The organism is Stutzerimonas stutzeri, from assembly GCF_024448985.1.
Lineage (GTDB): Bacteria > Pseudomonadota > Gammaproteobacteria > Pseudomonadales > Pseudomonadaceae > Stutzerimonas > Stutzerimonas stutzeri_AP.
On sequence record NZ_JAMOII010000004.1, the window covers coordinates 223950 to 245525 of the forward strand.

17 protein-coding genes are annotated in these 21576 nt (G+C 60.7%); 9 read left to right on the forward strand and 8 right to left on the reverse strand.

Annotated features, from left to right (window positions below; genetic code table 11):
• Nucleotides 1–10: 10 nt before the first annotated feature.
• From NA647_RS08290 to pilG, 7 genes are all read right to left on the reverse strand, one after another.
• Nucleotides 11–1048, reverse strand: a complete 1038-nt coding sequence (locus NA647_RS08290; RefSeq protein WP_256057251.1) for a chemotaxis protein CheB — start codon at nucleotides 1046–1048, stop codon at nucleotides 11–13.
• Entirely contained in the window at nucleotides 1041–8177 is a 7137-nt protein-coding gene (locus NA647_RS08295; protein ID WP_256057301.1) for an Hpt domain-containing protein, read from the reverse strand. The genes NA647_RS08290 and NA647_RS08295 overlap by 8 nt, the downstream gene beginning before the upstream one ends.
• 11 nt (nucleotides 8178–8188) lie before the next feature.
• Nucleotides 8189–9055 (reverse strand): CheR family methyltransferase, encoded by an 867-nt coding sequence (locus NA647_RS08300; RefSeq protein ID WP_256057252.1) that lies wholly within the window; start codon nucleotides 9053–9055, stop codon nucleotides 8189–8191.
• A 59-nt stretch (nucleotides 9056–9114) separates the two neighbouring features.
• Nucleotides 9115–11163, reverse strand: a complete 2049-nt coding sequence (locus tag NA647_RS08305) for a methyl-accepting chemotaxis protein (protein WP_256057253.1) — start codon at nucleotides 11161–11163, stop codon at nucleotides 9115–9117.
• Nucleotides 11164–11242: 79 nt separating this feature from the next.
• A complete protein-coding gene (locus tag NA647_RS08310; protein WP_256057254.1) occupies nucleotides 11243–11779 on the reverse strand; it encodes a chemotaxis protein CheW in 537 nt (178 codons plus the stop codon).
• 38 nt (nucleotides 11780–11817) lie between these two features.
• The gene (pilH, locus tag NA647_RS08315) at nucleotides 11818–12183 is read right to left on the reverse strand and encodes a twitching motility response regulator PilH (RefSeq protein WP_021206021.1); all 366 of its coding nucleotides are present in this window, start codon (nucleotides 12181–12183) and stop codon (nucleotides 11818–11820) included.
• A 43-nt stretch (nucleotides 12184–12226) separates the two neighbouring features.
• The gene (pilG, locus tag NA647_RS08320; protein ID WP_256047366.1) at nucleotides 12227–12634 is read right to left on the reverse strand and encodes a twitching motility response regulator PilG; all 408 of its coding nucleotides are present in this window, start codon (nucleotides 12632–12634) and stop codon (nucleotides 12227–12229) included.
• A 235-nt stretch (nucleotides 12635–12869) separates the two neighbouring features.
• Here pilG and gshB point away from each other — a divergent pair, with 235 nt between their 5' ends.
• From gshB to NA647_RS08355, 7 genes are all read left to right on the forward strand, one after another.
• Nucleotides 12870–13820 (forward strand): glutathione synthase, encoded by a 951-nt coding sequence (gshB, locus tag NA647_RS08325; RefSeq protein WP_256057255.1) that lies wholly within the window; start codon nucleotides 12870–12872, stop codon nucleotides 13818–13820.
• 172 nt (nucleotides 13821–13992) lie between these two features.
• Nucleotides 13993–14892 (forward strand): energy transducer TonB, encoded by a 900-nt coding sequence (locus NA647_RS08330; protein ID WP_256057256.1) that lies wholly within the window; start codon nucleotides 13993–13995, stop codon nucleotides 14890–14892.
• 134 nt (nucleotides 14893–15026) lie between these two features.
• Complete coding sequence (locus NA647_RS08335) at nucleotides 15027–15596, forward strand: YqgE/AlgH family protein (RefSeq protein WP_256047363.1); 570 nt, start codon at nucleotides 15027–15029, stop codon at nucleotides 15594–15596.
• Complete coding sequence (gene ruvX, locus NA647_RS08340) at nucleotides 15593–16021, forward strand: Holliday junction resolvase RuvX (protein ID WP_256057257.1); 429 nt, start codon at nucleotides 15593–15595, stop codon at nucleotides 16019–16021. The genes NA647_RS08335 and ruvX overlap by 4 nt, the downstream gene beginning before the upstream one ends.
• Nucleotides 16022–16041: 20 nt before the next feature.
• Nucleotides 16042–16554: a bifunctional pyr operon transcriptional regulator/uracil phosphoribosyltransferase PyrR gene (gene pyrR / locus NA647_RS08345; protein ID WP_256057258.1), complete on the forward strand. Its 513-nt coding sequence runs from the start codon at nucleotides 16042–16044 to the stop codon at nucleotides 16552–16554.
• Between the two features lie 8 nt (nucleotides 16555–16562).
• Nucleotides 16563–17579 (forward strand): aspartate carbamoyltransferase catalytic subunit, encoded by a 1017-nt coding sequence (locus NA647_RS08350; RefSeq protein WP_256057259.1) that lies wholly within the window; start codon nucleotides 16563–16565, stop codon nucleotides 17577–17579.
• The gene (locus NA647_RS08355; RefSeq protein WP_256057260.1) at nucleotides 17579–18850 is read left to right on the forward strand and encodes a dihydroorotase; all 1272 of its coding nucleotides are present in this window, start codon (nucleotides 17579–17581) and stop codon (nucleotides 18848–18850) included. The genes NA647_RS08350 and NA647_RS08355 overlap by 1 nt, the downstream gene beginning before the upstream one ends.
• A gap of 45 nt (nucleotides 18851–18895) precedes the next feature.
• Here NA647_RS08355 and NA647_RS08360 read toward each other — a convergent pair whose 3' ends face one another.
• On the reverse strand, nucleotides 18896–19294 hold the full coding sequence (locus NA647_RS08360) for an NINE protein (RefSeq protein WP_256047358.1): 399 nt from the start codon (nucleotides 19292–19294) through the stop codon (nucleotides 18896–18898).
• A 163-nt stretch (nucleotides 19295–19457) separates the two neighbouring features.
• Here NA647_RS08360 and NA647_RS08365 point away from each other — a divergent pair, with 163 nt between their 5' ends.
• The gene (locus tag NA647_RS08365; RefSeq protein WP_256057261.1) at nucleotides 19458–20669 is read left to right on the forward strand and encodes a putative DNA modification/repair radical SAM protein; all 1212 of its coding nucleotides are present in this window, start codon (nucleotides 19458–19460) and stop codon (nucleotides 20667–20669) included.
• Nucleotides 20669–21496 (forward strand): TIGR03915 family putative DNA repair protein, encoded by an 828-nt coding sequence (locus NA647_RS08370; RefSeq protein WP_256057262.1) that lies wholly within the window; start codon nucleotides 20669–20671, stop codon nucleotides 21494–21496. The genes NA647_RS08365 and NA647_RS08370 overlap by 1 nt, the downstream gene beginning before the upstream one ends.
• Nucleotides 21497–21576: the final 80 nt, after the last annotated feature.

The window sequence follows — 21576 nt, forward strand, 5'->3', positions numbered from 1 at the left end:
AATTATCCATTTACAAAGCCGCAACGGGCCGGCGAGCCTGCTGCAAAAAATGATCGATCAGCGCTTGGGCCAGTTCGCGCGGGTCGCCGCTGAATGAGCTGTAGCCGCCTTCGCGAAGGCTGTCCGGCATGCTGGAGCAAACGCAGGAATCGGCACGCTGGGTCCATACACGACCACCCTGACGTAGCACATAGGCCGCTGCGGCGTTGCCATCGCTGCCCATGCCGCTAAAAGCGATGACGCCACAACGGCTGCTGAACTGCTGCGCCAGATTGAGCATCATCTGATCGATCGAGGGACTGTAGGGCTCAGGCCAACTACGGCCACTGAGCAGCATGGCGCCATCCCTGTCGAAACCCATTTCCTGACCGATGGGTGCTACCACGACTTCGCCGCAGCGAATCGAGTCGCGCTGCCGGCTCTGGTTGACGCTCCATTGGCTGTGCCGTCCGACTACTTGCGACAGTGCCGATTCGAAACTGGCTTCGATGTGCTGGGCGTAGACGAAACCAACGGGCAAGCCTGCCGGTAGCGCATCGAGAAAGGCCTTTACCGCCTCAGGCCCACCTAACGAAGCCGCCAACAACCAGACCTCATGGGCCGGCTGGCCCACTACCGAAACGGCATTTGCCAAAGCCGCGGGTAATTCCAGGCACGCTGGGCGCTCCGCATCCCCGCGCAGCCCTTCAAGACGAGGGCCGACGACCCTCGACGGATCACCGACAAGCCGCTTCAGCTTGCCGAACAAGCGCCGCTCCCAACGGGGATAGTGCTCGGAATGACGCTCTGGCGCATGGCCTTCGCCGAACAGTACTGGACAACTGTCCCGCTCCAGCAGGGCGTTGACCAGAGGCGAATCTTCCGTTTGCGCCAGATCGACCAGCCACAAATCAGCTTCCACCGCCGCCAGGTCTGCATCTTCCAGCCGTGCCGGATCGCTGTTCAGCACCACGTGGTAACCGTTCGCACTCAAGGCTTGCTGCAGCACATGGCGCTGCAACGAGGTATCGGCGATCACGCCGATGCGTGCCGCGGTAACGTCACTCATGACGCGTAACCAGTTGCTGGATGGCCTCGAGTAGCAGGGATTCCTGATACGGCTTGCCCAGATACTCGTTTACACCGATGCCCATTGCTCGATCCCTGTGCTTTTCACCGGTTCGCGAGGTAATCATGATGATCGGCAGATCCTTCAGCTGCTCATCGTGGCGAACCAGGGTCGCTACTTCGAAACCGTCCATCCGTGGCATTTCGATGTCCAGGAGCATGATGTCCGGCTTGCGTTCCTGCAGCTGGGTGATCGCATCGACACCATCCTTGGCAGTCATGACGTTCATGCCGTTGCGCTCGAGCAAGCGGCTGGTGACCTTACGCACGGTAACCGAGTCGTCGACGACCATGACCAGGGTAGGCCGATCAACTTCGGGCTCGACCGGCTCTTCATTGCCCAGCAACCGAAGCGGTTGTTGCTGCGTGAGCAGATGCGCATGCAACACACGGATGGTCGCGAGCAGGTCGAGAATCACCACCACGCGACCATCACCCAGAATGGTCGCGCCGGAGATACCCGGAACCGTGGCGAATTGCGGGCCAAGACTCTTCACCACGATCTCGCGGGAGCCGGCGAGGCTATCGACCTGCACCGCCACGCTGTGCTCGTTCGAGCGCACCAGGATCACCGGGAGAGGCAGGCTCTGGCCAACCAGCTTGGGTCGCTGTCCGTTATTCAGCAGCTCGCCGAGATAGCGCAGCTCGTATGTCTGACCTGCATACTCGAAGCGCGAGGCGCCCGGCTGGTAGTAGGCTTCCAGCTCGTATGGCGACACCCGCACGATGCCTTCGATCGTATTCAGCGGAATCGCATAAAGGTCTTCGCCGGAATACACCATCAGCGCCCGGTTGACCGATACGGTAAATGGCAGGCGGATCAGAAAGCGCGTGCCACTGCCGAGCGTCGACTCGATGCTCATGGAGCCGCCGAGCTGTTTGACTTCCGAGTGCACCACGTCCATGCCAACACCGCGGCCGGATATCTGCGTTACCTGTTCGGCAGTGGAGAACCCTGCCTCGAGGATGAACTGCAGGATCTCATGGTCCGACAGATCATTACCGGGCACCATCAGCCCCCGCTCCAACGCCTTGCGTCGCACGGCTTCTAAATTAATACCCGCGCCATCGTCGCTCAGCGCAAGAACGATGTCGCCGCCTTCGCGCGTCAGATCCAGGCGGATGTTGCCCTGTTCGGGCTTGCCTGCGGCCACACGCTTAGCCGCGGTTTCGATACCGTGATCCACGGCGTTACGCAGCATGTGCTCCAGCGGCGCGACGATCCGCTCGAGAACGCTGCGGTCCATCTCGCCCGTTGCGTTACCGACGTGGAACTCGACCTGCTTGCCCAGCTCACCGGCAACCTGCCGGACGATCCGCCGCAAGCGCGGTACCAGCCGGTCGAAGGGCACCATGCGCGTGCGCATGAGTCCTTCCTGGAGTTCCGTGTTGACCCGTGCCTGCTGCAGCAGCAAGGTTTCGGCGTCGCGATTACGCGCGGCGAGGGTTTCTTTCAGGTCCAGCAAGTCGGAAGCCGACTCGAACAAGGCGCGGGAAAGCTGCTGGAGCTGCGAGTGACGGTCCATTTCCAGCGGATCGAAATCGTCGTAGCCCGCGCGCTCTGCCTCGGCCTGATAGCGGCTGAGAATCTGTGCCTGGGTTTCGGTATCCAACCGCCGCAGCTGGTCGCGAACTCGCTCGATGGTGGCTTCCATTTCGCTCAGCGTGAAACCGACGTCACTGACTTGCTGCTCGACCCGACCGCGGAAAATCGATGTTTCGCCGGCCAGGTTGACCAGCCCTTCGAGAAGCTCGGCCGGTACTTTGACCAGTTCCTGCGGCGCACGACGTGATGCGGCATCCAGCGCCGCCTGTTCGGCCTTGCGGACGAACGGCAGTACCTTGGCTGGTGTATTGGTTGTCGGCGCCTGCACGCTGGCGGCGACGATCGGTGTTTCGAGCACGATAACCGGGGACTGCGGCTGATCTTCAACGCCTTCCGGCATTTGCTCAGTGAAAACGACTTCAGGCTCGCTCGACAACCGCGAACGCATCGATTCGACTTCCTTGAGCAAGCCGTCATAGCCGGCCTGTACATCAAGAAACAAGCTGTCCGTCCAGGACTCGCCCTGCAGCTGAGCCTCACCTAGCCTGTGCTCTAGGTCGTGCGCCATATCACCCAGGCGACCTTGAGCCGCCAGCCGCGCGCCCCCCTTCAGAGTGTGTAGAACGCGCATCATGTCGGCCAAGGGCGCTACGCCATCACGCGTGGCTTCCCAGCGTCCCAGCGCGGACTCCATCTCTTCCAGCAGCTCATCGGCTTCTTCGACGAAGATATCCAGAATCTCGGCTTCGGCGGCGTCCTGAGCCGAGGTCAAGGCGACACTGCTGGGCATGCTCAATTGCTCTTCCGGGTTCGCCCGGAAGCGCCGGATCGTTTCGATCAGATCCAACCCGCTCGGCAGTTCGCGATAGGCGCGCACCGCATCGAGCATCGCCGCCAACCGGTCGTGGCAGCTCTGCAGCAAAGTGAACAGGGACGGACTTGCCCGGTAACTACCGGCGCACAGCCCCTCGTATAAATACTCCAGCTCATGCGCCAGATCACCGATCTCACGGATGTCCGCCATTCGCGCACCACCTTTGAGGGTGTGCAAATCTCGTTGTAGCGCTTCGACCTCGTACGTATTGTCGACGTCCTCCATCCAGCGCTGTAGCGATGCTCCGGCGCGTTCGATGATGTCGAAGCCTTCCTCCAGGAAGATCTCCGCCAGCTCAGGGTCACGCTCTTCCCAACCCTCTGCTGCTGTCTTGGCGGGCTCCGCCATCTCTGTCGGCACCTTCTCCTCGACAGTCTCGAACTGCTCGGGGTCCAGCTCATTGGCCGCGTGTTGCAACGCGTCCTCGCTTGCAATTTCGGGTTCGAGAGCGAAGGCTTCGTTCGATGGGACTTCGGTTTCAACCTGACCGATATCGATGCCGGCCGTCGCATCGGTTGGATCCGCCAGCTCACCGGCCGCAAGCCGGAAGTCGTTCTCGGGGAGTTCCGACAGCTGCGCATCATCACCCGCGACTACCGATTCCTCGCGCGTGAAAGCACCATTTTCGAACGTCGGCGTAACGCCTTGCCGATAGGCTCGAATACTCTCGATTAGCTCCGCAGCGGTGTCCATCGGCTTGCGTGCTTGCAGTTGTTCCAATTGCACTGCCAGATGATCGTGACTGCGCTGCAGCAGCGCGGCAAGGCCGTCCTCATACACGTAGCGACCATCCGAAAGCCCTTCATAAAGGGTTTCAAGCTCATGGGCCAAGTCGCCGATCGGTCGGATTTCGGCCATCCGCGCGCCACCCTTGAGGGTGTGCAGATCTCGCAATAGAGCAGATAGTGCCAATTGGTTAGTGGGGGTACCCAGCCAGCGCTCCAGCGCACCACCGGCACTTTCGAGCAGGTCGACCGCCTCATCGAGGAAGATGTCGACCATTTCCTCGTTCAGGTCGTCCTGAACCAAGGATGTGTCGAGAGGCCAGGCTTCGGCTTCGGCTTCGGAAATATCCTCGGCAGCGTCCTCGATAGCGGAGGCCGAAACAGCGGCTTCCGTCTGCAGGTCCTCAGCAGGGATTTCGTATGTTTGTGGGTCGATCGCCTCGGCGAGCAATTCTTCGAGACGGGCGACCAGTTCAGGCTGACCGGTAACCTGGAGACCGGCGGCAACCTGATCCATCATGCCAACCAGCGCCTCGTGGGCCTGCTCGACGTCATCGAAGAAGCGCCCGCTGATCGCGAGACGACCATCTTGCACAACGGCATACAGATTCAGCAGCACCTGGCATAACGCATCGATCTGCGGCAAGTCGGCCATTTGCGCACCACGGCCGAGCGTCGTCAGCTCTTCGAGCAGCGCAGTCAACTCTTGGCGCTCGGCAGGATGCTCGCGCCAGCGATGCAACAGGTCTTCGGCATCCAGCAGGATGTTCATGCCTTCCGAGAGAAAGAGCGAGATCATGCCCGGATCCCGCGGCTCGCCCTGATCGGTGTCACCACGCTCGCTGGCAGCGTCCAGCCGAGCCTGATGCTGCGCATGGACCCGGATGATGAATTCACTGGCCCCATCGATGGGCGCCAGCGGGTCGCGCTCGAGGTTCTCCAGTCCATGACGCAACAGCTGCTCCGCAGCGTGCAGCAATTCCGCCTCGGCCAGATCCATTGGAATCAGGTTGGCCTTGAATTCCTTGACCATTTTTTCCAGTGGAGTGGCGATCTCCGCCACCGGCAGGATCCCAGCCATGTGCGCGCTACCCTTGAGGGTATGCAACGCTCGCTGCAAGGCGTCGGTGACCGGCTGAGGCAGGCGTTGCGCACAGTCGGCGAGGAAGTCGACCAGCGTACCGAGATGGGCTTCAGCCTCGTTACGAAAGATCTCCAGCAACTGCGGATCGAGCATTTCTTTAGCTGCAGATTCCGGAGCCGGTGACTCATCGAGCGCTACGCCACCCTGCGGACCAGGGTCGATCGGCTGCCCCTTAGCGAGCGCGTGGGCGTCGGCCGCTAACCGATCGACATCGTCACGCTGACGCTGTGCCTTCGCTGCAAATTCTTCGACCAGCGCCGGCATCAGCGCGACCACGTCGGCCACAAGTTTCTTCACGGGCTCACTGGCGTCGATGCTTCGGTCGAGAACGCGATTGAGCAGATTTTCCACCGACCAGGCGAGCTCGCCGATGATCAGTGCACGCACCATGCGTCCACTGCCTTTGAGAGTATGGAAGGCTCGCCGCACTTCACCGAGCGCGTCCTTGTCGGCGGTATCGGCGCACCAGCGTGGCAGGCACTCGCCGATGGTTTCGAGCACTTCGGCCGCCTCCTCGATGAAGACTTCGAGCAGGTCTTCATCGACCGGCTCTTCACCCTCAGGCGGTGGCAGCAAGCTTGGCGGAACGTTCTGTGCCGGAGGATTGATCGAGACGACCGGCGCAGCCATGACGTCTTCCATGCTCAGCGCCGGTTCGACAGTCGTCGGCTGCTCCATCAGCTCAGGCAGGATCACCTCTGGGATGTCGAGCTCTGCCATTTCGGCTTCGCTCCACTCCACCCCATAGCCGAGCGAGTCTTCGGTCTGCTCGTCGACCGGAATGTTATCGGCAATGTTTTCCGACGCGGACTCCAGCTCGTAGGGCTCGCCCGTCAGGTCGGCGAATTCAGGCTCGGCTAGAGCCTCGGCAGAGGCTGCTCCTTCTTCGCCACTCCAATCGACGGCCGGCCAGGTAACGTCTGACAATTGCCCATCAGTCGATGCCTGTATCAGGGCATCGCCCTGACCCGACGGTTCATCTGCCAGCACATCCACCGCAGGTTCGGGCATCAGTATTTCGATATCATCCAGAGGATCGGACAAATCGAGGTCCGCTTCACGACAGGATTCGTCGCCGGCATCCGGTATTGATTGCTCTCGCAGCGGATAGCCCAGCGTCTGCAGGCTCTCTTCGGCCACGTCGAGAATGAGATCACCTTGCGAGCCGCGATCCTCGCTAAGGCGCTCAAGGTAATATTCAACGCTGGTTATGGCATCGGCAAGCGTATCCAGACTCTGCCAATCGGGGATCGCCTGTGGCTCGAGCAATTGCTCCTGAATATAACTATTGCAGGCATCAAGCAAAGCAGCGGCCCGTGCAAGCGGGACCATTGCAAGCCCGCCTCGTGACTGGGTCAGCAGCTCCGGCACGCGAGCCAGGTGCTGATGATTCCACTGAGACGCGATGAACTCGATGATCGCATCCTTGGCCTGCTCGAGGCCCGTGCGCGCTTCGCGGATGACCAGTTGGTGGATCTGCGCGACATCCGTTGTCGGCAGATGACTCTCTTCTCGCCGTTCCTCGGGCGTGCCACCGACCATGCCAGACAGTGTCGCCTCGACGTACAGCAGCGCCCCCGCGACATCCATCAGCGCCGCATCGTCAGGCTGCCGCTGCCCTTGCATCAAGCTTTCGATCACCCCGATCTGATCGAGAATGATCCGGCGTGGCTGACCGAACCCCAACACCGCAAGCGTGTCCGCAATCTGCTTGAGCGGCGACTGCAGCGCGCCAAGCTCGGTCACGCCCATGCGATCGCTGCGCACGAACAGATCCAGGCTGTCTTTTACCCGCACCAGTTCTTCGCACAGCGCCGCTACAACCGAACGCATGGCGCCGCGATCCGGCCCTGACAGCTGTGCACGCTCTTCATCGACGACGGTGCTGTCGGGCAGTGCATCGTCCAGGCTGTACTCGGCTTTCAAGGCATGGATGCGCGGGGACTGGGTTGGCGCCTTGGCTATATAGAAAAGTAGATTTTTGGTCAGCTCGTCAGGTGCAGCCTGGTTGATACCATCGGCGCCTTGCGCGACAAGCCGCTTGAGTTCCTTGTCGACTTGGCGCAGCAGGTTCCGGACCGTGGTGCCGTTGGCGACCGCGCCACTGGCCATCCCCTCGACCACACCCGATGCGACCCGCCACAACGCGCCTAGCGGTGCATCCTTGCAGAGCATTTCCAGGCGCGCGAACACCCGCGCCATATATCCCAGATTGGTAGGCAGGTCTTGGTTACGGATAACGCCGACCAATGCAACTTGCAGCATCTGCCGCAGCTTACGAAGCAGTCCTGGTAGATCAGCGGTTTGCCGCTGGGCCAGAAACTCATCTGCGAGCGCCGGTGCTCGGACAGTCATATTCGGCGAGAACAGACTGGTCTCCGACAACAACTTCTCGCCGCGTGCGGCACGCAGGTCGTTGAGCAACGGAAGCACGACCATCGGCAAGTCACGACGGGCGCTCTGAATACGGTCGAGGTACACCGGCATCTGCAGAATGGCCTGCATCAGCACTTCTAGCGCTTCGGTCTGGCTGGCGACACGCTCATCCAGCAAGGCACTTGCAAGCTGCTCCATCTCTTCGGCAAGCAGCGCAGCACCGTAGAACTCGACCATTTGCAAGGTGCCGTGCACCTGATGCACATAGGTCAGGCAGAAGCGCATCCGTGTCGAGTCCTGTGGGTTTTCGACGAACGCTTCCAAGGCCTGCCGCGCCTGTTTCAGCGTTTCGGCAATTTCGCCCTTCACCCACTCCAGGGCGACATAATCGTGCCGATCACCCATAGCGACTCCGCTCATAAACATTTCCGGGTAAAAGCCAAAACCTGACTATCAGCCACCGGCACCAGCTCCGGGTGCTGCCAGCCGACTACCTCTCCCGCACCAATGACCAGCAACCCTCCCGGCGCCAGGCGTTCAGCCAGACGATTGAGGATTTCGCGGCGGCGCCAGCGACGGAAGTAAATCAACAGGTTCTGACAAAAGATGACGTCCATATTGGACATGGGCGCGCCGGCCAGCTCCAGCACGTTAAGCCTGGCGAAGCACACACGTGCCGCCAAGCTGGGTAACACTTGAAAACGATCATCCGGCAGCAACTGGAAATAGCGTTCTCGCAGGTCCGAAGCCAGGTGTTCAAGTCGACGATGACTGTAGAAGCCATCCCGCGACCGTGCCAAGGCGCTGAGACTGATATCGGTGCCGATCACGCCGTATTGCGCCTCGTCGCCGCTGCGTGTCAGCGCCTCGGCAGCACAGATCGCCAACGAGTAAGTTTCCTCACCGCTCGCACAACCGACGCTCCATAACGACCAGGGCTGCGCATCGTTGCGCACGTCGCAGCGTTGCTGCATGTAGCGCGAAAGCAGCGCAAACGAAGGCGGGTGGCGAAAGAAGCGGGTTTCCTGCACCGTCAGGCGGTCCATCAGGGACGACCACTCCACCGCGCCCCGTGGCCCATCGGTAACCTGACGATAGTAGCTGGCGTAATCAGCCACACCGACTTCGCGCATACGGCTGCTCAGGTTCGCTTGCAGGAAAGCTCGTCGTTGCTCCGTGACCACCATGCCGGAGCGTTCTTCGAGCAACGCCTGCCAATCATGGAACTCCGCTGACGACATATCGGCCAAGGGTCTCAGTGACCAGTCAACGCTTGGCTGCATGCCCTGCCCCTCACTCATGAACGTTCACGGCTGCCGTCATCCGGCTGCCGTGTTCTCAATCAGGCCTGTTCCTGCGTTTCCGGCAAGGTAAAGCCGGAAACCGAATGCCGCATTTCGTTGGCCATCTTCGCGAGATTACCAATGCTCTTCGCGGTCGCGGTGGTGCCCGACGAGGTTTGCGAGGTGATTTCCTGGATGACGTTCATGGTGTTGGAAATATGACCGGCCGAAGACGCCTGCTGGCGAGCGGCATTGGAAATATTCTGGATGAGTGCCGCGAGGCTCCTCGATACCTTCTCGATCTCCTCGAGCGCGACACCCGCGTCCTGTGCCAGACGAGCGCCTCGTACCACTTCGGAGGTGGTCTGCTCCATGGAGATAACGGCTTCGTTGGTGTCGGTCTGAATGGTCTTGACCAGCGCTTCGATCTGCTTGGTTGCAGCGGAAGAACGCTCAGCAAGACGCTGTACTTCGTCCGCAACCACCGCGAAGCCTCGGCCCGCGTCGCCGGCCATGGATGCCTGGATGGCTGCGTTCAGTGCGAGGATGTTGGTCTGGTCGGCAATGTCGTTAATCAGACTTACGATGTCACCGATCTCCTGGGAGGACTCACCGAGACGCTTGATCCGCTTGGAGGTGTCCTGAATCTGTTCACGGATGTTATCCATGCCGGTAATGGTGTTGTGAACGACCTCGTTACCCTTGTTGGCAATGGCTACCGAGCGTTCCGCTACCGCGGACGACTCGGCGGCGTTAGCAGATACCTGGTCAATCGAGACAGCCATTTCGTTGATGGCCGCCGAGGCCCCGGCGATCTCCTGAGCCTGGTGCTCGGACGCCTCGGCTAGATGCATCGCGGTCGCCTGCGTCTCCTGCGCCGCACCCGATACCTGAACGGCAGTCTGGTTAATTGTCTCGACCAGATCACGCAGCTGGTCGATGGAGTAGTTGATCGAGTCGGCGATGGCGCCGGTAAAGTCTTCGGTAACCGTAGCGGCCACTGTAAGGTCACCGTCAGCCAAGTCGCCGATTTCATCGAGCAGACGCAGAATCGCCGTCTGGTTACGCTCGTTCTTTTCCGCTGTCTCAGTCAGACGACGACGCGTTTCCTGCACCATGACCAGACCGATCAGCAGAATCGACGCAAGGGCCAGCGCACCGAGAACATAACCAGCGAGGGTATTGACGTAACGGGCGTCGGCACGCGCCTGTAGGCCCTGGGTCAGCACGGAAGTCTTTTCAAGCAGCGTTTGCGATACCTCGAAAATGCTGTTCGACGATTCGCGCACCTGGAACAGTTCAGGTGAGGTTTCGAGGATCTCGTCCACCGAGCCGGAAACGAACTGGAACAGTTCGGAAATCGCGGCCAGACGATCCAGCGCTTCGACATCGTTAACGCGGGTGATGCCCATGGCTTCATTGCCTTCGAGCATCGCCGTGAGTACACGACCGAACAGGCTGGCATCACGGCCGAACATGTCGGCGGCCTGAACCGAGTCCTGGTCACCAGACAGCACCTTGTTCACCGAACCCAGAATACGTTCCGCAAGCAGCGACTGGCGCTGAGCAACCGAAACCTGAGCCGCCGGCGCACCACTCTCGAGAAGGATATCGACGACCTCTTCGTACTCAACCTGCAGCTGCGGGATGGTTTCGGCGAGGGTCGCGGCGACCTGATGCAGCGACAGTACGGTTTGTTCGCTGGCGAGGATCGCGTCGGTGTTCTGCCGCAACGTATCCCAGTCCTGCTGTACCGTGGCCACTTCTGCCTGGAGCGACTGCGGAACGGCGGGTAGGCCGATACGGTCGTCACCTTCGGACAGATAACCCCAGCGCTGGCTGAAGTCGTTTCGTGCGTCTTTCAGCGAGGCGAACGCGTCCGGCGTACCGGCGGCCGCTTCCACCGCGTTCTTCGCGATGCGCTGGGACAGAACTCGCAGCTCACCTGCGTGTCCTATGTATTCGTTGTCATAGTCGGCCTGGGTATTGATGTACGCGAAGTTCACGAACAACAGCACCATCGACACGATCAGAAGGATAAACAGCCCGGCGATCAACGTATTGCTACGCACCCCTGCCAGCAATGCTTTTGCGTTCATTTTTTTCATTTTTTCCGGCCCCCGCCTGGACCACCCGTACGTTTCCTTCCAAGAACCAAAAGGCCGGCATCAGCCGACCCCACCTAAATCAATACGCCACGTCCAGAAATGTCTGATGCGCGGCAAGCGCGTGCGGACTGAAGACCAGCCAGGGCTGCTCACGCTGAAAGACACCATGAATGAAGGGCTGAATCGACGCCTCGACCGGTGGCAACTGCTCGGAGAAGGCATCTACCGGGAAATATTGCATGCCGAACACTTCATCGACCGTAAGTCCCGCAAACACCTCCCGGTGATCGACCACCAGCACGCGCCGCTGCTTGCGCAGCGCCGACAATTCCAGGCCGAAATAGCCGCACAGATCCATGATCGGCAATAGCCTACCGCGCACGTTCGCCACGCCTTTGACCCAGGCTTTCACACCGGGTAGCAAGGTATAGCGTGGTTCATGGAGTATTTCGCCGACCTCCCCCATCGGAGCAACGAACAGTCGCCCCCCCATCCGAAAACCGATACCAGCCCAAGTCTGAATAGCCTCCTGCTGCGAAGGCAGTCCGGCGGCCATCGTGCGGCAACGAGCATCAATCTCCAGGAGTCGCTGAAACGGCGTAGGCGTATCCGACATTGCTGGCAACATCCCTTGTTCGATTTGCAAGCCGCCGATTAACCGGCGAGTACCGCGTTCAGGGTCTTCAGCAGTGTCGCTTCATCTACCGGCTTGGTCAGGTAATCCTTGGCGCCTTGACGCTTTCCCCAGACCTTATCGGTTTCCTGATCCTTGGTCGTCACAATGATCACCGGAATGTGACTGGTTTCAGCATCTTTGGTCAGTTGGCGAGTAGCCTGAAAGCCATTCAGGCCAGGCATGACGATGTCCATCAGGACCGCATCGGGTTTTTCCTGACGCGCGAGTGCTACGCCATCGGCACCGTTTTCGGCTTTCAGAACGACATGACCATGCTTTTCCAGCATGGCCGTCAACTTGTACATCTCGGTCGGCGAGTCATCAACAATCAGAACGCGAGCCATGATTTCTCCACGGAAAGGCTTCAGCGGCACACAGGGCCGAACTTCAGGATACTTGCTCTGTCGGCGCAAAATCAGGCACGTGAGCCTTGATAGCACCGAGCAACTCTTCTTTGCTGAAAGGCTTGGTGAGGTATTGATCCGACCCCACAATCCGCCCTTTGGCCTTGTCGAACAGGCCATCTTTGGACGACAGCATGATTACCGGCGTGGACTTGAACGAACTGTTGTTCTTGATCAGCGCGCAAGTCTGATAACCATCAAGCCGAGGCATCATGATATCGACGAAAATGATGCGCGGGCGGCTATCCGCTATCTTGGCGAGCGCATCGAAGCCATCCACCGCCGTGATCACATCACAACCAACCTTCTTCAGCAGCGTTTCGGCGGTCCGACGAATCGTTTTCGAATCGTCGATCACCATGACCTTCAAGCCCTCGGAGTGCTGTTCCATTTCGCCCTACCATCGCCTCGGTGAGTCGTAGTTTATCGTTATGTCAGTGCGCTAGAGGACCTGCCATCGATGGGCTGCACCCAATCGCCGGACCTTTTTAGCACACTCCTCAAATGCAAGCCATCCGCCACCGTAGCAGCGGGATTTTCCTTGACCCAACGCACATCCACCGCCAATCTGCGTCGACATTTCAGCCTCGGCAGCCCTGCTCTGCCCCCTCGTTGGAGATCATCACATGACTGTTCGCGTCGGGATCATCATGGACCCAATCGCGCAGATCGCATTCAAGAAGGACAGCTCCCTGGCCATGCTGCTGGCAGCCCAGGCTCGCAGCTGGACGATCTACTATATGGAGCAGCGCGACCTGTACCAGCTCGGCGGCGAAGCACGCGCCCGTATGCGCCCGCTCGAGGTCTTCAACGACCCCCAGCACTGGTACGAAACTGGCGAGGAGCTTGACAGCCCTCTGGCCGAGCTCGACGTCATCCTGATGCGCAAGGACCCGCCTTTCAACAGCGAATACATATACGCGACCTATTTGCTGGAACTCGCCGAACAAGCCGGCACGCTGGTAGTAAACCGACCGCAGAGCCTGCGCGATTGCAACGAGAAGTTCTTTGCGACCCAATTTCCGCAGTGCACACCGCCAACGCTTGTCAGCCGACGGTCCGACATTCTGCGGGAGTTCGCCCGCGAGCAGCGTGACATCATTCTCAAACCACTGGATGAAATGGGCGGCGCCTCGATTTTCCGCCACCGCGAAGGGGACCCCAACCTTTCAGTGATCCTCGAAGTACTGACTGAACACGGCAACCGCCAGATCATGGCACAACGCTACATCCCGGCCATCAAGGATGGCGACAAGCGAATTCTGATGATCGATGGCGAACCGGTGCCCTACTGCCTGGCGCGCATTCCGGCAGCCGGCGAAACCCGTGGCAACCTTGCCGCTGGCGGGCGCGGCGTCGCACAACCGCTATCCGACCGCGACCGAGAGATCGCAGCCATCGTCGGGCCGGAGCTGCGCAAGCGCGGGCTGCTGTTCGTCGGGCTGGACGTGATCGGTGACTTCCTTACTGAAATCAACATCACCAGCCCAACCTGCATTCGCGAGATCGACAATGCGTTCGACACGCGCATCGGGGAACGTCTGATGGATGCGATCGCCGGAAAGCTGAAGCGCTAAAAGCTAAAAGCTGGAAGCTGGAAGCTGGAAGCTGGAACTGCCAGCTCTTTGTCTCCCAGCTTCAAGCTTCTAATCGCTTTTCTATGACCGAGCTATCAGCTTTGAGTTTGAAGCTTGCGGCCTCAAGCTCAAAGTCGGCAGACTGCGCGCACCTCTAGCCGACCGAATTTAGATGAACGCCGCTACACGCCAATCCCTCCCTGCCAACACCGGCGTCCGTCCGGCGGATCGTCTCGGCTTCACGATATTTCTCGCGGCCGCACTGCACGCGGCCTTGATCCTTGGACTTGGCTTTTCCCTGAGCGAACCGAAGCAGATCAGCAAGTCGCTGGAAATCACTCTTTCCACCTTCAAAAGCGAAGAAAAGCCCAAGGACGCGGACTTCCTGGCTCAAGATAACCAGCAGGGAAGCGGCACCCTGGAACACAAGGCATCTCCGAAAACCACCGAGCAGGCACCGTTCCAGGACAACGAGGTGCGCAAGGTCACGCCGGCCGCCTCGCCGCCACCAAGCAACCGGAGCGAGGCTCCGGAAAAGACCGCCGTAGCAACGCGCGCGCCGCAGAAGGACAAGACCCCGACTAAGCCGCAGAAGGACAAGCCGCAACCGCAGACGCAGCCGGCTCCGGTCTTCGACAGTTCGCAATTGAGCGCCGAAATCGCCAGCCTCGAGGCAGAGCTCGCCCAGCAGGTGGAGCAATATGCCAAACGGCCTCGTGTCAGCCGTCAAAACAGCGCGGCCACCATGCGTGACATCAGCGCCTGGTATCGCGATGAATGGCGCAAAAAAGTCGAGCGCATCGGCAATCTCAACTACCCCGACGAAGCTCGCCGTCAAAGGATCTACGGCAGTTTGCGCATGCTGGTGGTGATTGACCGCAACGGCACCGTGCAGGAGCTTCGCGTGCTTGAGTCGTCGGGGCAGGCGGTGCTCGACGAGGCCGCAATGCGCATCGTCAGGCTCGCCGCACCGTTTGCGCCCTTCTCGGGGGAGCTCGCGCAGAAATTCGATCAGGTGGAAATCATCAGAACCTGGCGTTTCGAGCGCGGCGACCGCCTCTCGAGCCAATAAGTCGCAAGCGAACAGCGGTAGCGACTGGTCCCGAACGGCTACCAGACTTCGCTTTATCTGAAGCTCGCCGCTTGAAGCTTATCGCTGCTTTTTGAAGCTTGAAGCCGCCGCGTCGAAGCCCGAAACTAGCCCGCATGAAAAACGCCACGACGTCCTATCTCAAGCATCATTTCCTGATTGCCATGCCGCACATGGTGGACCCCAATTTTGCCCAGACATTGATTTATCTGGTGGAGCACAATCGAGAAGGCGCGATGGGCCTCATCATCAATCGCCCAAGCGGACTCAACCTGCTCGACATACTGGAACAATTGCGCCCGGATGGCCCCGTCGATCCCGCGAGCCAGCAGGTAACGATCTTCTCAGGCGGGCCGGTACAAACTGATAGAGGATTCGTGCTGCATCCGGCCGACGCTCAGTTTCAAGCCACGCTCGGCCTCGGTCAGCTAGGGGTCACCACCTCTCAGGACGTGCTCTTTTCCATCGCCGACGGTCACGGCCCCAAACAGCATTTCATCGCCCTCGGCTACGCGGGTTGGGAGCCAGGCCAGCTGGAGGCTGAGCTGCTCGACAACGCCTGGCTGAGCTGCCCAGCACAACCTCACATTCTCTTCGACTTGCCTTACGAACAGCGCCTGAATGCAGCCGCCGCATCGCTGGGCGTCGACCTCGGCCTGCTTAGCACACAGGTGGGCCACGCATGAGCACCCTGCGTCTGTTGCTGGGTTTCGATTACGGTACCAAACAGATCGGCGTCGCGGTCGGCCAAGCCGTCACTGGCCAAGCGCGCGAACTCTGCGTGCTCAAGGCGCAGAACGGCGTGCCCGACTGGTCGCAGATCGAGGCGTTGCTGCACGAGTGGCAGCCGGACGCGCTGGTGGTGGGCCTACCGCTGAACATGGATGGCAGCCCCAGCGAAATGAGCCATCGCGCGGAAAAGTTCGCCCGACGCCTCAATGGCCGCTTCAATCTGCCAGTGCACACCCACGACGAGCGCCTGACGACTTACGAAGCCAAAGGCGAACGCCTGCGCAACGGACAGCAAGGCGGCTATCGCGAGCGCCCTGTCGACGCCCTGGCCGCGGCGCTTTTGCTAGAAGGCTGGCTGGCCGCGCAGCAAACCGCCTGAGCCGCCATCAAGGAGAACCCATGACATTGCCGAACCCCGATCAGCTACTGCCCGAAATGGCCGCAGCGCTGGATCGACACCTCACCAGGCACGGCATAACCGAGCCCAATTTCATCGGCATCCACACTGGCGGCGTCTGGGTTGCTCAGGCGCTTCTGAACCTGCGCGGCCAGCAGGAAGCGCTCGGCGTGTTGGACGTCTCTTTTTATCGCGACGATTTCACACAGAACGGGCTACATCCGCAGGTTCGCCCATCGGCGCTGCCATTCGAGATCGAAGGCCAGCACTTGGTGCTAATCGATGATGTGCTGATGAGCGGCCGCACCATTCGAGCCGCGCTCAACGAGCTGTTCGACTACGGCCGGCCCGCCAGCGTCAGCCTGGTTTGTCTGCTGGATCTCGACGCCCGCGAATTGCCTATCCGGCCAGATGTGGTCGGCGCGACGCTACTCTTGCCGCCCGAGCAACGGATCAAGCTGGTCGGCCCTTCGCCGCTCGCTCTTGAGCTACAGACCCTCGTTTCCGCCCAATGAGATATTCGATGACGCCTCTCGACGCCAAGCGCCCGCTACAGCTGAACGATAACGGTCAACTGCGCCACTTTTTGTCGCTGGACGGCCTACCACGTGAACTGCTGACTGAAATACTCGACACGGCTGATTCCTTCCTCGAAGTCGGCGCCAGGGCAGTCAAGAAGGTTCCGCTGCTGCGTGGCAAGACCGTCTGCAACGTATTCTTCGAAAACTCCACGCGCACGCGCACCACCTTCGAATTGGCGGCCAAACGCCTGTCCGCGGACGTGATCACGCTGAACGTCTCTACCTCGTCGACCAGCAAGGGTGAAACCCTCACCGACACCCTGCGTAATCTCGAAGCCATGGCAGCTGACATGTTTGTTGTGCGCCATGCGGATTCAGGCGCGGCGCACTTCATTGCCGAGCACGTCTGCCCGGATGTTGCGGTCATCAACGGCGGTGACGGGCGCCACGCGCACCCGACTCAGGGCATGCTCGACATGCTGACCATCCGTCGACATAAGGGCGATTTCGGAAAACTCTCCGTGGCGATCGTCGGGGACATCCTGCATTCCCGCGTGGCCCGCTCGAACATGTTGGCATTGAAGACCCTGGGCTGCCCGGACATCCGCGTCATCGGCCCGAAAACCCTGCTGCCGGTGGGGCTGGAGCAATATGGGGTCAGTGTTCACCACGACATGAACGAAGGGCTGCGCGACGTCGACGTAGTGATCATGCTGCGCCTACAGCGCGAGCGCATGCAGGGCGGGCTGCTGCCCAGCGAGGGCGAGTTCTACCGGCTCTACGGCCTTACCACGCAACGCATGGCGCTGGCCAAACCGGACGCCATCGTCATGCATCCGGGCCCGATCAATCGCGGCGTGGAAATCGAATCGGCGGTAGCCGACGGCGCCCAGTCGGTGATTCTCAACCAGGTGACCTACGGCATCGCTATCCGCATGGCGGTGCTGTCCATGGCGATGAGCGGCCAGACCGCGCAACGTCAGCTCGAAACCGAATACGCTGCCGAGGAGCAGAACTGATGCCAACCCAGATCCTCGGTGCCCGGCTGATCGATCCTGCCAGCGGCCGCGATGAAATAACCGATATTTACTGCGCAGACGGCAAGATCGCCGCTATCGGCCAAGCGCCGACAGGTTTCGAAGCCGCGCACACGATCGATGCCCAGGGACTGGTAGCCGCTCCCGGGCTCGTCGACCTGTCCGTCGCCCTGCGCGAGCCGGGCTACAGCCGCAAAGGCAGCATTGCCAGCGAGACACTCGCGGCCACTGCCGGCGGCATTACCAGCCTGTGCTGCCCCCCCGCGACCAAACCGGTCCTGGACACCGCCGCGGTGGCCGAGCTGATCCTCGATCGGGCGCGCGAATCCGGCCACGCCAAGGTCTTTCCGATTGGCGCCCTGACCCGCAACCTGGCCGGCGAACAGCTGTCGGAGCTGGTCGCACTGCGTGATGCGGGCTGCGTAGCCTTCGGCAACGGACTGACCAACTTCACCAGCAATCGCAACCTCAGCCGCGCGCTGGAGTATGCGGCGACCTTCGACCTCACCGTGATCATTCACTCCCAGGACAGCGACCTGGCCGAAGGCGGATTGGCGCACGAAGGCCCCAGCGCAGCATTCCTCGGTCTCGCTGGCATTCCGGAAACGGCCGAAACCATTGCGCTGGCTCGCAACCTGCTGCTGGTGGAGCAGTCCGGTGTACGTGCCCACTTCAGCCAACTCACCACCGCCCGCGGCGTACAGATGATCGCCGATGCTCAGGCGCGCGGCCTGCCAGTCACGGCCGATGTAGCAATGTATCAGCTGATCCTGACCGACGAAGCGCTGCATGGTTTTTCCAGCCTGTACCACGTGCAGCCGCCATTGCGCAGCAGAGCTGACCGTGACGGCCTGCGCGAAGCGGTCAGGTCCGGCGTGATCTCAGCCATTTCCAGCCATCACCAACCCCATGAGATAGATGCCAAGCAGGCGCCGTTCGGCGAAACCGAGCCCGGCATCAGCAGTGCGGACATTCTTCTGCCGCTGGCGCTGACATTGGTGGAAGACGGCCTGCTGGACCTGCCGACTCTGCTTGCCCGCCTGAGCCACGGGCCGGCTAGCGCTCTGCGGCTACCCGCTGGACGCCTGGCTGCCGGCGAGGCAGCGGACCTAGTGCTGTTCGATCCGCACAGCTCGACCCTCGCGGGCGAGGCCTGGTATTCGAAAGGCCGCAACTGCCCCTTCATCGGCCATTGCCTGCCGGGGGCGGTGCGGTACACCCTCGTCGATGGCCGGGTCAGCTTTCAGGTTTGAAGCCCGAATCGGAGGCTCGATTTTTTTGTCGAGCCTCCGGCGCGCTTATCGATTCTTTTCTACGTTACGCACCGAGACCTGATCATTCAGCGTCCAGAAATCGTAGAGCACGCCGAGGAAGAACAATCCGCCCGTGCACAGGTAGATGATCCCCGTGATCCATTTGCCCTGATACATCCGGTGCACACCGAATATGCCGAGGAAGGTCAGCAGGATCCAGGCAATGGTGTAATCGATCGGTCCTGGCTGGAAGCGCATGTCGGCCTCGCGGTCCATCGATGGGATCAGGAACAGGTCGATGATCCAACCGATGAAGAACAGGCCGAGCGTGAAGAACCAGATGGTGCCGGTCACCGGCTTGCCGTAATAGAAGCGGTGGGAACCGAGAAAACCGAATATCCACAGGAGATAGCCGATCAGGGTGCTATGAGTGTTCTGCCGCATCTGAGCCTCGCTGTCTGTTTAGCAGGCCGTTGAAAGCACCTGCGTTGGCATTGCATGTCGAGCTTATCCGATTCGCTTCATTCGAACCTTCTGCCGAGCGGAGGTTGCCGGATGAAGCGGCCGTGATACTGTATACACGAACAGTATCTCGACGCTTCTTACCATGCAATTGATCGACAAACTCAGCGTTCTGGCCGACGCCGCGAAATACGACGTGTCATGCGCCAGCAGCGGCGCGCCAAAGCGCAGCTCGAAAGGCCGCAGCGGGCTTGGCGCCACTGATGGCATGGGCATCTGCCACAGCTTCACACCCGACGGCCGTTGCGTGGCGTTATTGAAGATCCTTCTGACCAACTTCTGTCTATACGACTGCCAGTACTGCGTAAATCGGCGTTCCAGTGACGTACCACGTGCGCGTTTCACGCCAGAAGAGGTAGTGACGCTGACGCTCGATTTCTACCGGCGCAACTGCGTCAGCGGCCTGTTTCTAAGCTCCGGCATCATCCGCTCGGCCGACTACACCATGGAACAGCTCAATCGAGTGGCTAAGCTGCTACGCGAGGAGCATGAGTTCCGCGGCTATATCCACCTGAAGACCATCCCGGACGCCGACCCGCTGCTCATCGCCGAGGCCGGCCGCTACGCCGATCGCCTCAGCGTCAATATCGAATTGCCCACCGAGACCAGCCTGATCCGCCTGGCACCGGAAAAGCAGGTAGTGACGATCAAACAGGCCATGCATTCGATTCATCAAGGAGAGACCGAAGCCCAGACGGAGAAAGGTTCGCCGCGTTTCGCTCCAGCCGGGCAAAGCACACAGATGATCGTCGGCGCCGACGCAACTGACGACAGCACCATTCTGCATACCGCACAGTCGCTATATGGCGACTTTCGCCTGCGTCGCGTCTATTACTCGGCGTTCAGCCCGATTCCGCACAGCCCCAAGACCGTGCCGTTCGAAGCGCCGCCACTGTTACGTGAGCATCGGTTGTATCAGGCCGACTTCCTCATGCGCGGTTATGGCTTCCGCGCCGGCGAGCTACTCGCCGGTCCGGGCAATCTCCCGCTGGATATCGACCCCAAGCTTGCCTGGGCGCTGTCCAACCGCGAGCACTTTCCGGTCGACCTGAACCGTGCCGAGCCGTCGTTGATCGCACGTATCCCCGGGATCGGAATACTCAGCGCCAAACGCCTGGTCGCCCTGCGACGGCAAAAACGCATCCGGTTCGAAGACCTGACGCGGCTGCGCTGCTCGCTGGAAAAGGCCAAACCCTTCGTCATAACCCATGACTACCGCCCGCCGCTGGCCTACCGCGAGTCAGCAGCCCTGCGCCAGCAACTCAGCGAAGGCCCTCAGCAGATGGCGCTGTGGTGATGCGCCAGGTGCGCTTCGACGGCAGCTTCGATGGTTGGCGCGCCGCTGCCCGCGCCCTGCTTGGTGCGGGCGTAGCCCCTCATGACGCCGAATGGCTGAGCGGCGACGCTCCAGGCAGTCTGTTCGAATTTTGCGACGCTTCCCCCGAGTCGACCGAGCCGTCACTGCCCATCCGTATTCCGCGGCAGCTGTTGGACGAGCTGGAAAGCGCAGCCCGATTTCGCAGCGACGACCGCTGGAGCCTCCTGTATCGCATTCTCTGGCGGGTCGCCAAGGGCGATCAGACAGCCAGGCTCGCCGGCGATATAGATGGCAGCGAACTGCATGCTCGAATCAAGGCGGTACGTCGCGAGGCCCATCATATGCACGCTTTTCTCCGCTTCAGCCCGCTGAGCAGGGTAAACGCCCCGGACTATGTGGCCTGGTTCGAGCCGGCACACGACATCCTGCTCAGTGCGGCGCCACACTTCGCCGAGCGCATGGGCCTGCATTCGTGGCTGATCGCGACGCCGGATGATGCGGTGTTATGGGATGGCCGGAACATGCACTACGCCAGCCCCTGTCCGCCCCACTGGCGGCAGCTGGCGCAAGATGTACAGGATGCCGGCGCCGAGCTGTGGAAGACCTATTACGAAAGCACCTTCAATCCGGCGCGGCTGAATCAGGTGGTGATGCAGAGCAATTTGCCGGTGCGCTTCTGGAAGAACCTACCGGAGGGGCCGCTGATTCCGCAATTGATGAGCCGCGCCCGAGCCGGTGCGCAGCGTGACGGTCAGGCCGAGCGCGTTGCCAGCCAGCCGGGCAAGCGTATCGGCCCGCGAAACTAGCTGCGTTCCCAACGCATCGTTAGAAAAGCCTCGGTTGCGAGCCCAGTCAGACTGCTCGCTTAGAACAACTGAACTCCGCG